This is a genomic window from Virgibacillus dokdonensis (genome assembly GCF_900166595.1).
Lineage (GTDB): Bacteria > Bacillota > Bacilli > Bacillales > Amphibacillaceae > Virgibacillus > Virgibacillus dokdonensis.
In genome coordinates this window covers 215,616-230,472 of sequence record NZ_LT745762.1, presented here as the reverse complement: position 1 = coordinate 230,472, position 14,857 = coordinate 215,616, and the positions used below count along the sequence as shown (strand labels likewise).

Genomic DNA, 14,857 nt, shown 5'->3' with positions numbered 1-14,857 from the left:
TGAAGCTTTAAATAGGTTTTTCTATTTTTTCCTCCGTTTTGGATATACGGAAATAATCAAAACGAGAAATAGTAATGAATAAGCACAAAATAGGAATAAGAAATTATCTTGCAGAGGAAAAAAGATTCCTACAATTGTGTATAACAAAAAAGGGACGCTTGTGGTAAAAACAGTCATTTTCCATAGTATAGAAAACTTTAATTTTCGATCCATAAATTTTGCTATAAGTGTTCCAATACCCGCTATAATAGATAAAAGAATAAATATTATGATAGATAAAGGTAAATAATGAAAAATAAAAAAGTAAATGATTTTGAAGAAAGCATTTAGCTGTGCCGCTACCCCATCCCCTGTTGATAATGTATATTGCAGAAATGAAGGAATAGATACAAGTAAGATAAGAATTAACATATAAATAACTGCAATATCCATCCCAATACGATTAAGCTGGAATATTGCGTTCTTTTTGGGGAGTTTGATACTATGTATAAACGCATGGAAGAATATCATTATTGTCACCCTTGTCTTTATTTCACTCTAAGAAAGTAATAGTATAAGAAAACTGCATTATTTCCTTAAAACTTAGTATGAAGTTCAGTTTTATAATTACTTCTATTATAGTAGAAATAAAGAATAAATTCCTTGTAAACGAATTGAAAACAATTGTTGAACCGAATTTAATGGATGATTGGCAAATATCGATACCACTTCTTCGACAAAAAGAAAACGACAGTTTCTGCTATCAAAATTTGGCGATAAGTCAAGTTTTTCTAATAAGATAAGAAAGTATAAAATTTGTTGCTTTAGCAACTAGGCGACTTCACTCCATTGCCCTAAGCTAAGTCACCATCGTTTCGTGCTAAATAGGCATGCCGACTAAAAACGGGCTTGCCTTAGTGCGTCGGCATTTCCCTGTTTTAGTGGCAGGCTTCCTAAAACTTTCGTTGATTCGTTCCACTCGCTACATTGCTAAACGGGCGCCCTAAGCCTTTGTTCCACTATAGGAAAGTATAAAAGTTTAAAGGTTTATAGTATAAGAAAAACTATGCCAATCACCATAAGACTTGGCGACAAGCCAAATTTTTCTAATCGGATTGCGTTTTTACTGAAATTATTATAATCTCAAAATGGTCTTTCTAAATAATATTACCCGGGAAATAATATTTCTATGCTTTTCGACAACTATTGGAGTGAAAAACATGTTATCATATTAGAATGGAATAGTAACAACTTAAGGTAGATGAGGTGCAAAATGAATCAATCTAAAAAACAAGTAGACGGTGCATTGTTTACCGGTCTATTCATTATCATATTGTTAGCTGGTTTATTTATTCCAGTAATAACACCAATTGCTATCTTTGTATTGCCAATTCCTTTTGTAATGTATACAGCAAGACATAGCTGGAAACCGGCTTTAGTAATGGCTGTTGCAGCAATTATTTTATCTATACTGCTAGGAACAGTTCTTGCATTACCGCTTGCTGTACCTACAATTATTGGTGGTATAATGATTGGTGAAGCAATTTATAAAAAAATAACTGCATATGAAACGTTAGCAAGGGGAACATTTGGATATATCGTTGGAATGTTACTTATATTTTTGTTTGTACAGCTTGTTTTGCAAGTGAATATGGTTGCAGAGTTCCAATCCCTAATGGACGAATCGTTAGCAAAATCAACAAGTATTATGGAACAGTTTGGTAGCCAAGAGCAAGCTGGCGTCGTTAAGGAAACAATGGAGCAAGTAACGGAAGGGTTAATGAACCTACTTCCATTCTATTTTCTATTCATAGCAGTTATTCAAGCACTGATTAGTCAATGGCTCGCTTATAAGCTGATGAATCGGATTGAAAAACGTCAATTACGTTTTCCGCCATTCCGTTCATTACGTTTTCCTTCAAGCGTCCTGTTTATTTATCTTTTTGTTCTGCTCGCAGCTTTTATGGTAGCGGACGCTGGTAGTGGAACAGTGTCAATGGCTATACAAAATTTATTAATAATTGCACAACTTATTTTAATGATTCAAGGATTTTCCTTTTTATTTTTCTTTGCACATGAAAAAAAAATGTCTAAGGCATTTCCGATTATTAGTATCATTTTAGTACTGCTCATGCCGGTGTTTATGTTTATTATTCGATTTTTAGGAATCCTCGATATCGGAATGAACTTAAGAGAGCGAATGGGTAAGAAATAAGACGTTAGAAGAATGGATATTATCCTGTTTTAAAAATTAAGAAAGTATTAAATTCGTGGCTTGTGTATAACAACATAACCAAATAAGCCACGTCCGGCTCTAGCGCCAAGCAACTAGGCGACTTACTTCACGAATTGTCCTAAGCTAAGTCATCATCGGTTCATCATCATTAGGAGGAAGGGCGACTAAAAACGGGCTTGCCCGCCCGATGTCGGCATACCCTGTTTTAGTGGCATGATTCCTAAATCTTTTGTTGATTCGTTCCATTCGCTACGTTGCTAAAAGGGGCCCGAGTCTTTGTTCATCCATTGGTGACAGAGAAGGTTACCGATAAAGGAATAAAATAAGTGTTGCATAGTAGGAGCTGAATGTGATGCCCGATAAGCAAAAAAAGCCGACACTGAGAAACCATGTATGGTTTATTTACACAATTTCCATCATTTTATTAGGATTTATTTGGTATTTTCAATGGATGCTGGGAATGATTATGACAGTATTGTTAGTCGTTTCATTCTATTACAGTATGCGTTCGGAGCAAGCTCTGCAAGATGAAGCTGAAAAATATATAACGACATTGTCGTACCGTGTAAAAAAGGTCGGGGAAGAAGCGTTATTAGAAATGCCGTTTGGAATTATCTTATATAATGATGATTTTAAAATAGAATGGGCAAATCCATATATGAATCGTTTTGATGATGGAAGTTTGGTTGGCGATTCGCTTCATAAATTATCAGAGGATTTAATTCCGATGATTAAAGAAAATAAAGAGAAGATCTGGTTTGAGTTGCAAGATTATGTGTTCGAAACGGTTGTAAAGAAAGAAGAACGACTCCTTTATTTATTTGATCGTACAGAACAATCGGAATTACAAATACAGTATCGAAATGAGCAGACGGTCCTTGGTTTTATTTTTCTAGACAACTATGAAGAAATTACGCAGAACATGGACGATACAAATAAAAGTCGATTAAATTCACAAGTGACATCGGTATTAAATAAATGGTCCAAACATCACGGTCTGTATTTAAAACGAACTTCTCAGGAACGTTTTTTAGCCGTTGGAACAAAAGAAATCCTAACAAATCTAGAAAAATCGAAATTTGAAATCTTAGATGAAGTACGTGCATTAAGCGGAGAGCGCAATACCCCGGTTACATTAAGTATTGGTATCGGCATGGGGAATGTTGACTTGCCTACACTTGGGGAATTAGCCCAATCGAGCCTAGACCTTGCATTAGGTCGAGGTGGCGATCAAGTAGCGATTAAGGACGAGACGGGAAAAGTTCGCTTTTACGGTGGGAAAACAAACCCAATGGAAAAGCGAACGCGCGTAAGAGCAAGGGTAATCTCCCATGCGTTAAAAGAGTTAATTCGAGCTAGTGATAATGTGATCATTATGGGGCATAAATCACCAGACATGGATTCGATCGGTGCTGCTATCGGTATCTTAAATATTGCGCTTGCTAATGACGTAGAAGGATATATCGTGTTTGACCCAAATGATATCGATACAGGTGTTTATCGTTTAGTTGATAAAATTAAGGAAGATGAGGTACTTTGGCAATACTTTGTGGATCCTGATGAAGCAAATTCACTTATCAACAACCGTAGCCTAGTCGTCGTCGTAGATACACATCGACCAGCAATGGTTGCAAGTGAAGTACTCTTACAAAAGTCCGATTACAAAGTAGTCATTGATCATCATCGTCGTGGGGAAGATTTTATTGACAACCCAACTTTAGTATACATGGAACCATATGCATCTTCTACGGCAGAATTGGTAACGGAACTGTTAGAGTATCAACCGAAAAAATTAAAATTACGTATGTTGGAGGCAACTGCGTTATTAGCAGGGATTATTGTCGATACGAAAAGTTTCACGTTACGAACAGGGTCAAGAACATTTGATGCTGCTTCTTACTTACGATCCAAAGGTGCCGATACAGTACTTGTTCAGGAACTGTTAAAAGAGGACATTGAAGTATATGTGGAGCGAAGTAAATTAATCGAACGAGCGCAAATATACCGTAATCAAATTGCTATCGCAAAAGCGAAGGAAGGACAAATTCACGGTCCTGTATTAATTGCTCAAACGGCCGATATTTTATTAACGATGAGTGGGATAGCTGCTTCTTTTGTTATCTCGGAACGCAAGGACGGAAGGGTTGGCATTAGTGCTCGATCGTTGGGGGCTATTAATGTGCAAGTGATTATGGAAAAAATGAATGGTGGTGGACATTTAACAAATGCCGCCACACAGATTGAAGATACGACAATTGATGAAGTCGAACAGTTGTTAAAAGATATTTTAGATGAATACTATGAGGGGAGCGAATCAGAATGAAAGTAATATTTCTTAAAGACGTAAAAGGTAAAGGCAAACAAGGTGAAGTAAAAAATGTATCCGATGGTTATGCACGTAACTATCTATTAAAAAATAACTTAGCTCAAGAAGCAACACCAGGTAATTTAAAAGCTTTAGAAGCAAAGAAGAAAAAACAAAAACAATTAGAACAAAAAGAAAAAGAAGCAGCTATTCAATTGAAAGATAAACTTGCAGACATAACTGTAGAATTAACGGCTAAATCAGGGGACAGTGGACGTTTATTTGGCTCCATTACGAGCAAACAAATCTCTGAAGCGTTAGAAAAGAATTATGGCTATAAAATTGATAAGCGAAAAATAGAGTTAGATGCACCGATTAGATCTTTAGGGTATACAAATGTACCAGTAAAATTGCATCCTGAAGTAGATGGTTCCATTAAAGTGCGTGTGAGTGAAAAGTAAATGAGCGTTTTAGCAATATTTTTATAAGTTAGTAGCAACTTTAAAGGTGAATAGCGGCTATAATGAGCTCCGGAAAATACGTAGAATCTTTCATGCTTGAAAGCATGTTGCAACTTCTCTGTTCAGTTAGTAAAATTTGCCTTACCTTCATGTCTGTAAGGCGCCATTTTTTCTAAAAAAGAGGGTTGTCGTTTGCTGAAAAAGTGAAGTATTTTTCCGGAGCAAATTATGGGACTTAGAAGTAGCAATATTTCTTGCACAATAGGAAAGTATAAATTTTTTTCATCCCATAGTTCCAATTTCTTCATCTATAGTATCTGTTTTAAAGGGGGACTACACATGAATACCCAAATAGATCGCACCCCGCCGCATAATATGGAAGCTGAACAGTCGATTATTGGAGCAATATTTATCGATCCAGAAGCATTTATTACGGCTTCTGAGATATTAGTTCCAGAAGATTTTTATAAAGCAGCACATCAACGTATTTTTTCCAGTATGATGGCTTTATCCGATCGCGGGGAACCAATTGATGTCGTAACCGTAACTGCTTATTTACACAATGCGAACCAGTTAAATGAAGTAGGTGGCGTGCAATATTTATCACAAGTAGCAGATAGTGTACCTACATCTGCCAATATAGGATATTATTGTCGGATTGTTGAAGAAAAAGCGTTATTACGAAGATTAATTCGATCAGCCACAGATATAGTAACATCAAGTTTTGAGAGGCAAGATGAAGTAGAGGATGTTTTAAACGAAGCTGAGAAAACCATTCTTGATGTATCTGGGAAAAAGAACTCTGGAGCGTTTAAAAATATTAAAGATGTGTTAATCGACGTCTACGATAATATTGAGCAACTGCATCATCAAAATGGAGATGTAACAGGAATTCCTACTGGTTTCCGTGATTTAGATCGAATCACTTCTGGCTTTCAACGGAATGATTTAATTATTATTGCGGCACGACCTTCCGTAGGTAAAACAGCTTTTGCATTAAACGTAGCGCAAAATGTGGCTGTAAATACGGATGAGAATGTAGCTATTTTTAGTTTAGAAATGGGAGCAGACCAGTTAGTACAGCGTATGCTCTGTGCAGAAGGAAATATAGATGCTCAGCGTTTACGTAATGGACAATTACAAGCTGAGGACTGGAGTAAATTAACGATGGCAATGGGTAGTTTATCCAATGCAGGCATTTATATTGATGATACGCCAGGCATACGGGTTGCAGACATAAGATCCAAATGTCGAAGATTAAAGCAAGAACATGGTTTAGGAATGATTCTAATCGATTATTTGCAACTTATCCAAGGAAGTGCCAATTCCAAAGAGAATAGGCAACAAGAGGTATCGGAAATATCCCGTTCTTTAAAAGGATTAGCAAGAGAATTGAATGTACCATTAATTTCCCTTTCTCAGCTATCTCGTGGCGTAGAGTCGAGACAGGACAAACGCCCTATGATGTCTGATTTGCGAGAATCGGGGAGTATTGAACAAGATGCGGATATTGTAGGGTTTTTATATCGAGATGATTATTATGATTCGGAATCGGAAAAACAAAACATTATTGAAATTATCATTTCGAAGCAACGTAATGGTCCTGTAGGGACGGTCGATTTAGCGTTTGTAAAAGAATATAATAAATTCGTTGACTTGGATCATCGTTATTCCGATAGCGATATTCCTCCAGCATAATGCGAGCAGCCTTTAGCGTATGAAGGCTGTTTTTTTGTGGTCTAGGAAATTAAAAAATTTTTCAGCTGTGGATAAACTTACTAAGTTATTTAGCCACGTCTGACTTCATCGTCCTGCAACTAGGCGACTTTACGAATTGCCCTAAGCTAAGTCATCATCGATTCATAGCCAAGAGGAAGGTCGACTAAAAACGGGCTTGCCACCCGACGTCGGCATACCTCCTGTTTTAGTGGCATAATTCCTAAAGCTTTCGTTGATTTGTTCCACTCGCTACGTTGCTAAACGGGTACCCCGAGCTTTTGTTCTACTATAGGAAAGTATTTCTGCAACGAACAAGGTATAAAATGTTACCTTACGGAGCAATTTTTAAATAGCCATATGTAATAGTAACATCGTAGTTTAAGCGAACAAATAACAAAAAAACAAAATCAACGTTCGCATTTAGCGTTGACTAAGTAAAAAATAATTGATAAAATAAGCAAGTAATTATGAAAAAGCAAATGAATAGAGCTTATAACTCAAGTGGAGGTGCATTATGTCCTCAGTAGTCGTAGTTGGAACGCAGTGGGGCGATGAAGGAAAAGGAAAAATTACCGATTTCTTATCGCAAAATGCTGAAGTTGTTGCACGTTATCAAGGTGGTAACAATGCGGGACACACAATAAAATTTGACAACGTTACGTATAAATTACATTTAATTCCATCAGGCATATTTTTCAATGAGAAAACGTGTGTATTAGGAAACGGAATGGTAATTGATCCAAAAGCTTTCGTGGAGGAAATAGCTTATTTACATGAGCGTCATGTTTCGACTGATAATCTGCGTATTAGCAATCGTGCACATGTCATTCTTCCCTATCATTTAAAGCTGGATATTTTACAAGAAGAAGAAAAAGGCGATAACAAGATTGGCACAACCAAAAAGGGAATTGGGCCAGCTTATATGGACAAAGCTGCCCGTTGCGGTATTCGTATTGCCGATTTGATGAATAAAGATATATTTCGTAAAAAGCTAGAACAAAATTTACTAGAAAAAAATCGTTTGTTTGAAAAACTTTATGGAGTAGAGCCGATGAACCTGGAAGACATTGTTGATGTCTATTATGATTATGGTCAGCAATTGGCTCCATATGTGTGCGATACTTCTGTCGTATTGAATGATGCATTGGATCAAGGTCGTCGTGTGTTATTTGAAGGGGCGCAAGGCGTTATGCTCGATATCGACCAAGGTACCTATCCATTTGTGACCTCTTCCAATCCGACTGCTGGCGGTGTAACTATTGGATCAGGAGTTGGGCCAACCAAAATTGACCATGTCGTCGGTGTTTCTAAAGCATATACAACTCGTGTTGGTGATGGACCTTTTCCTACAGAATTACATGGTGAGATAGGTGAGCAAATTCGAGAAGTAGGTCGGGAATATGGCACCACAACAGGTCGTCCTCGCCGTGTCGGCTGGTTTGATAGTGTTGTTGTTCGTCATGCTCGTCGAGTGAGTGGGATTACCGATTTATCTTTGAATTCGATTGACGTATTAACAGGCATCGAAACGTTGAAAATTTGTGTGGCATATCGATACCAAGGGGAAATCATACATGAGTTCCCTGCAACACTGGCAGAACTTGCTGCGTGTGAACCCGTATATGAGGAAATGCCTGGATGGACGGAAGATATTACAGGGGTAACAAGTTTGGGCGATTTGCCTACAAATGCAAGGCACTACTTAGAGCGTGTGTCTCAACTAACAGGTATTCCACTTTCTATATTCTCTGTAGGACCAGATCGCTCGCAAACAAATGTAGTTCGAAGTGTTTACAGCTAAGCAACATGTAGAATTGCTTTTAGAGGATCTGATATCTCGTTACTACAGCGGCTAAACTTTTTCATAGAAACTGTGCGGTTTAAGATTTAATCGTCCCATGTCACAATACATGGTAAAGAAGAAAAAGGACTGATAAAAGAGGAAGTCTCTTGAATCAGTCCTTTTTCTAGTATAGAATTGAAGTGTTAGACAGCACATCACATTAAAATAGGAATCAATCATACCTCCTATCACTGCAGCAATGATTCTCCACGAAATACGAATAGTTCCATTTCATTTAGTTATAGAAAAGGCATTTGATCCACAAATAAGATAATGCCTTCCACTGTAAGCATGGTGGAAGACATGATTTTACACATATATAAATCGACTTGACGGGACTTGATGTAGTAATAGGATTGTTATTTTTACTAACCGGTTTTTATCTGATTTTCTTAGGAAACAAGACCAAAAATATAGTTTTAACTATAGTAAAGTATAGATTATTTAAACGTTTATCACTTCGAATAAAAAAACACAAGCTGTTGATAAATAGCCAATGAAGTTTGAAAGTTTCACTGCACACAAAAGTACGATAAAATAAATATTAGAGTAGAAGGATGTGGCGAAAATGAGTCAAAAAATATTAGTTGTCGATGATGAACAGCCAATTGCAGATATATTGAAATTTAATTTAGAAAAAGAAGGCTATGAAGTCGTTGTAGCGTATGATGGCGACGAAGCGATTAAGTTAGCAACAGAAGAAACCCCGGATTTAGTTCTATTGGATATTATGTTACCGAATAAAGATGGGAATGAAGTCTGTCGGGAAATACGAAAAACACAAACAATGCCAATTATTATGTTGACGGCAAAAGATTCGGAAATTGACAAAGTACTCGGATTGGAATTGGGAGCAGATGATTACGTGACGAAGCCGTTCAGCAATCGGGAATTAATTGCTCGTGTAAAGGCAAACTTACGTAGGCAACAAGTTGTACCTGAGGATACAACAAAAGCCTCTAGAGACATTCAAATTGGTTCGCTCGTCATTCACCCTGATGCTTATGTTGTCTCACGGGATGGCGAGCAAATTGAATTAACACATCGTGAATTTGAATTATTGCACTACCTCGCTCGACACATGGGACAAGTAATGACACGAGAACATTTATTAGAAACCGTATGGGGTTATGATTATTTTGGTGATGTTCGTACGGTAGATGTGACAGTGCGTAGGTTGCGAGAAAAAATTGAAGAGACTCCTAGTAACCCTATGTGGATCGTGACACGTAGAGGAGTAGGCTATTATTTACGAAATCCTGATCAGGAGTAGGTTTATTACATGAAAAAAGTGGGTTTTTTTCGTTCTATTCAATTAAAGTTTATCATTATATATATTCTTTTATTGCTGGTAGCTATTCAAGTTATCGGCTCCTTTTTTACTACCGAATTAGAAAATAATTTAGTAACTACCTTTGAAGATTCCATTGCTTCAAGAGTAGAGCTGTTAAGTTACAACTTGGAGCAGGCATTTAACCGAGAACGCGATGAGGAAAACCCAGATCAACCCTCATTAAAAGAAGAAGTTCAAAGTATTGTTTCCGAAGTGGATACGCAAGATATTTCAAGTCTACAAGTTGTTGATAATCAAAGCCGAGTAATGGCAACAAATGATTACAATTCGCGTGATGAAATTAATAAAAAAACGACGAGAGGGATCATTCAGCGTACACTAACGACGAATTCAACTGAACATAGTAATAATGTAAGAGATAATGACCGTTTTTATGTACTAGCTCATCCAATTGTAGATGAAAAAAATAGAGATATTGTCTTAGGTGTTATTTATTTAGAAGCGTCTTTAGAGCCCGTTTACGATCAATTAATGAGTATTAATGAAATATTCTTTCAAGGGTCTATCTTAGCTATTACTGTATCTGCTTTTATCGGTATTTTAGTTGCACGAACGATTACGAAACCGATTATTGAAATGCGTCGCCAAGCTCAAAAAATGGCCAGGGGTGATTTCACCCAAAAAGTAAATGTATACGGTTGGGATGAAATTGGTCATTTGGCTGAAACATTTAACGATTTAAATAATCAGCTAAAACATTCCTATGCAACGATTGAAGAAGAACGAAGAAAGCTAAGCTCCGTTTTATCAAATATGTCGGATGGTGTTATCGCTACAGATAGTTCGGGAGCAATAACTTTAATGAATGAGCCTGCTGGAAGATTAATCGGCCATAATCCAGATGATGTGATGGGGTCATTTTTACTCGATATATTACATCTGGAAGATAAAATGGTGGATATTACCGAATTGCACAATAGTGGCTCGATGATTATTGACTTTGGGGAAAATGAAGAGGATTTTATTATTCGGTCTAATTTTTCTACGGTTCTTGATGAAGAAGGAGAAATTACTGGGTTTATTACGGTGATTAGCGATGTAACAGAGCAGGAAAAAGTAGAAGCAGAACGACGAGAGTTTGTATCCAACGTTTCGCATGAACTTAGAACACCGCTTACTACGATGAGAAGCTATGTAGAAGCTTTAAATGATGGCGCATGGGAAGATAAAGAAATTGCCCCTAAGTTTCTTGGTGTCGTGCATAATGAGACGGAGCGGATGATTCGTATGGTCAATGATTTACTGCAACTATCGAAAATGGATGCAAAAGAATATCCTCTTCATAAAGAACGTGTTGAATTTGTAAGTTATTATCATCAAATTATTGATCGTTTTGAGATGCAAACACCAAAGGGCATTCATTTGCAGCGGGAGTTACCTAACGGTAGCTATTATGTTTGGATGGATAAGGATAAGATGACACAGGTGCTTGATAACATTATTACAAATGCTATTAAATACTCCCCTGAAGGTGGCACGATTAAGTTAAAAACGGAGTATAAACGTCATCAATTGTTAATCAGTATCCAAGATGAAGGTATGGGTATTGCATATGATAAATTAGAAAAAATCTTTGAACGCTTTTATCGTGCAGATAAAGCAAGAACAAGAAAGCTTGGTGGTACAGGGCTTGGCTTAGCCATTGCTAAGGAACTTGTAGAGGCTCATCATGGTCAAATTTGGGCGACAAGCAAAGAAGGTAAAGGAACAACCGTTTACTTTACGCTTCCGCTTATGAATCAGAAGCGGAGAGGTGCATAATGAAACTAGAGACGTTTAAATCTATTTTATTAGTATTGTTAATTGGACTTAGTTTATTATTAACGTTTGGATTATGGAATTATCAATCTGAATTTGAAGAACTCGATGATAAGGAAAATGTAAGTGACACCAGTGTTGGTGGAACCAAAATGGAAGCCGAGAGTAATGTCATTCTACCTAGTTCCATTATTTTTCATGCAGGGCAGCAGCATTTAGGATATAAAGATCCACAAGAGCAGCAACAGTTATTTGAAGACATGCAAACATGGGTGTATACAAACTTTAGTATTAAAGATGCGAATTGGGACGCAGATGACTTTGATATAGAAATCAGATTCCCAGATGCGTTGCCAATTCAGATTGTTACGAGTCTATTTCAGTTTACAAATACGGATAAAGTGGACGCAGATTGGTCCTTTGATCATATGTATTTACGCCTGAAAGAAGATACATCAACGATTACCGTGCTGTTTCCTTCCGTTGATGGTAGAAGACAAGCGACTGCTTCGGTAAATAATTCCACCAATTATAATCAGTTTAAGAAATTATTTGCTTCTCGAGAAGACTTAACCGAGTTTTTATTATTTAACGAAGGGGAAAGAGACATTTTCATCCCTAGTAAAACAAAAGATTTTAAAAAGCGTTCGCTTATTGTAAATAAGATACCGTCAGACCGATTTGTGAGAGCTTTATTTCCGAACACGACTAGAGTAAATCGATCTGATGAAGGGGAAAGAGGCATTGGAGAGTTCTTTTTTGCTGATAGTGAGCGTGAGATGCGAATACAGCATCATGAGACAAAATTAGAGTACTATTATCCTTATGCTACGGATAATGATTCAGGTCCAAATGATCCAGTAGAATTAATCGGTCGGAGTATTTCAACGATAGATTCACACGACGGTTGGTTTGGGAATTATCAATTATATAATTTAGATACCTCATCAAATCAAGTAATTTACAGAATGAGTTACAATGGTTATCCAGTTTATAACGAATACGGCTTGTCCTTAATGGAAATTCAGTACCAAGGGCTTGATATTTATCGTTATAACCGTTCGTTATTAAAGCTTAGCAATGAAGTGCGGACAGAAGATATCGATGTCCCTTCTGGAGCAGATGTAATCCGTTATGTAAACAATGAATTAACCGACGAGGTTGATCAAATAGAAGATATTCAATTAATGTATGATTTCCAATACCAAACGGATAACTCGGTTATTTTAAATCCAGTTTGGTTTATGCAAAAAAATGGAATATGGAAAAAACTGTTTCCAGACTTAGAAACTCCTGCTTCACAACAGGGAGGGGTTTAAGATATGCAGTGGAGTCAAATTAAAACCTTATTTATATTATGCTTTTTAATTCTTAATATTTATTTGTTTGTAGAGTTTATGGATAAACAAAGTAGCATCGATTCTTATGATCGCACAAATCCAAATGAACCAACCTTGGAAGAAGAGTTGAAGCAAGAAAATATTAAGATTCGTGATTATCATATAGATGTGAAGAAAGATACGTATATGAATATTGCACCAAAAAAATATACAGAAACAGATTACAACAAAATAAAAGCATTGAAAAATCAAGAAACGGAATTGATTAATGGGTCTTTACTTGTCTCTAGATTTGATGAGCCGATCCCAATGCCAAAGCAACCAAATAATGCCAGTGTTAGTCAATTGCTAAAGAAGTATATTGCTTCTTCAGATGGGTACAAGTATTATGGTTGGGATAAAGATGCTAATGTATTGTTATTATTTCAGAAAAATAAGGATCGAACCATTTATTATAATCGCTACGGTTTGATACTTGTTTTTCTAAATGAAGATAATGAAATGATTTATTATACGCAAACGATGTTAGGAGATGCGCAAGAGCAAGGAGAGCCAAGTACGCTGTATGAGCCAATGAGTGCGATCGGTACTTTATTTGACCAAAATGAATTATATTCGAAAGACACTATTACAGACGTAGAGTATGGGTATTATACTCGAATTGCTTCTGAGACAGGAGCGTCACAGGTTTTTGCACCAACATATAAAATAACGGTAAATGAAGAACGGAATTACTTTGTAGGTGCGGTAGAACCATATGTAAGCATGGGCGATAATACAAAGTTCCTTTCGGATACGTTGCAGAATTATGAAAGTGTAATGCAACAAATGAGTAATGAAATAGAGTGGAAGAAGGAATTTTTAATTATGGTAAATCAAATTATTGCGGAAGATAGTATAGAGAATAATCGGAGTGACTTTGAATGACTTTACGTTTTAGCGTACTAGCTTCAGGCAGTACTGGAAATGCTTTTTACATTGAAACGGAACAAGAGAAATTACTCGTTGATGCTGGGTTAAGTGGAAAGCAGATGGATCGTTTATTTGCAGAAATAGATGCGGATCCCCGAAAGCTATCGGGAATATTAGTAACGCATGAGCATAGCGATCATATAAAAGGATTAGGCATTATTGCTCGTAAGTACCAGTTACCTATCTATGCGAATGAAAAGACTTGGAAAGCGATGGAAAAATCGATTGGTAACATATCGGTGGATCAAAAATTTTATTTTCATCAGGATGAAGTAAAAACGTTTGGTGATATGGATGTTGCTTCTTTTGGTGTATCCCATGATGCAGCAGAACCTATGTTTTATACATTTCATCATGAAGATAAGAAGGTAGCATTAGTAACGGATTTAGGGTATGTTTCCGACCGCATTAAGAAAACAGTGGAGGGTGCAGATGCGTATATATTTGAAGCAAACCATGATGTAGGCATGCTTCGAATGGGGAAGTATCCTTGGAATGTTAAACGGAGAATACTGGGCGATTCTGGCCATATTTCCAATGAAGATTGTGGTCTGGCTCTAGCAGATATTATTGATAATAATACGAAACGCATTTACTTAGCACATCTAAGTTTAGATAATAATATGCGTGATTTAGCTAGAATGTCTGTAGATCAAGTTCTACAAGAGAGAGGGATAGCGATAGATTTGCTAGATACGTACCATGATAAGTCTACACCTCTTTTTGCAGTATAACGAAGTATAAATTTGGCGGGCTAGCTATGGCGATAAAGAATTGATGATAAGGGAGATTTTTAAGTGGTAGCTAGTAAATGTGGTTATTTTCATACTTTTTCGGGGAATAATAAGAGCAATTATTTATCATTCAGGAAGGAGTAAACCTCTTTCCCA

At 36.7% G+C, this 14,857-nt stretch carries 11 protein-coding genes; 10 read left to right on the top strand and 1 reads right to left on the bottom strand.

The genetic code is table 11. The annotated features are described in order from the left end of the window. Positions 1–21: 21 nt before the first annotated feature. Positions 22–411 carry a DUF1189 family protein gene (locus B2C77_RS01440; RefSeq protein ID WP_254843917.1) on the bottom strand — a complete coding sequence of 130 codons (390 nt, stop codon included), beginning with the start codon at positions 409–411 and terminating at the stop codon, positions 22–24. Between the two features lie 841 nt (positions 412–1,252). Between B2C77_RS01440 and B2C77_RS01430 the strand changes: the two genes are divergently transcribed. From B2C77_RS01430 to B2C77_RS01385, 10 genes are all read left to right on the top strand, one after another. After that, positions 1,253–2,194 (top strand): YybS family protein, encoded by a 942-nt coding sequence (locus tag B2C77_RS01430; protein WP_176087255.1) that lies wholly within the window; start codon positions 1,253–1,255, stop codon positions 2,192–2,194. A gap of 373 nt (positions 2,195–2,567) precedes the next feature. Next, positions 2,568–4,538 carry a DHH family phosphoesterase gene (locus tag B2C77_RS01425; protein ID WP_077702064.1) on the top strand — a complete coding sequence of 657 codons (1,971 nt, stop codon included), beginning with the start codon at positions 2,568–2,570 and terminating at the stop codon, positions 4,536–4,538. Then, positions 4,535–4,981 (top strand): 50S ribosomal protein L9, encoded by a 447-nt coding sequence (rplI, locus tag B2C77_RS01420; protein ID WP_077702061.1) that lies wholly within the window; start codon positions 4,535–4,537, stop codon positions 4,979–4,981. Before B2C77_RS01425 ends, rplI begins: the two co-directional genes overlap by 4 nt. A 339-nt stretch (positions 4,982–5,320) precedes the next feature. Continuing rightward, positions 5,321–6,679, top strand: coding sequence for a replicative DNA helicase (dnaB, locus tag B2C77_RS01415; protein WP_077702058.1), 1,359 nt, complete (start codon positions 5,321–5,323; stop codon positions 6,677–6,679). Positions 6,680–7,214: 535 nt separating this feature from the next. After that, positions 7,215–8,501, top strand: a complete 1,287-nt coding sequence (locus tag B2C77_RS01410) for an adenylosuccinate synthase (RefSeq protein ID WP_077702056.1) — start codon at positions 7,215–7,217, stop codon at positions 8,499–8,501. Between the two features lie 610 nt (positions 8,502–9,111). After that, positions 9,112–9,816, top strand: coding sequence for a response regulator YycF (gene yycF, locus B2C77_RS01405; RefSeq protein ID WP_077702053.1), 705 nt, complete (start codon positions 9,112–9,114; stop codon positions 9,814–9,816). A gap of 9 nt (positions 9,817–9,825) precedes the next feature. Further along, entirely contained in the window at positions 9,826–11,658 is a 1,833-nt protein-coding gene (gene walK, locus B2C77_RS01400) for a cell wall metabolism sensor histidine kinase WalK (RefSeq protein ID WP_077702051.1), read from the top strand. Then, positions 11,658–12,974 (top strand): YycH family regulatory protein, encoded by a 1,317-nt coding sequence (locus tag B2C77_RS01395; RefSeq protein WP_077702048.1) that lies wholly within the window; start codon positions 11,658–11,660, stop codon positions 12,972–12,974. Before walK ends, B2C77_RS01395 begins: the two co-directional genes overlap by 1 nt. A gap of 3 nt (positions 12,975–12,977) precedes the next feature. Continuing rightward, entirely contained in the window at positions 12,978–13,922 is a 945-nt protein-coding gene (locus tag B2C77_RS01390) for a two-component system regulatory protein YycI (protein WP_077702046.1), read from the top strand. After that, positions 13,919–14,701: an MBL fold metallo-hydrolase gene (locus B2C77_RS01385; RefSeq protein WP_077702045.1), complete on the top strand. Its 783-nt coding sequence runs from the start codon at positions 13,919–13,921 to the stop codon at positions 14,699–14,701. The genes B2C77_RS01390 and B2C77_RS01385 overlap by 4 nt, the downstream gene beginning before the upstream one ends. Positions 14,702–14,857: the final 156 nt, after the last annotated feature.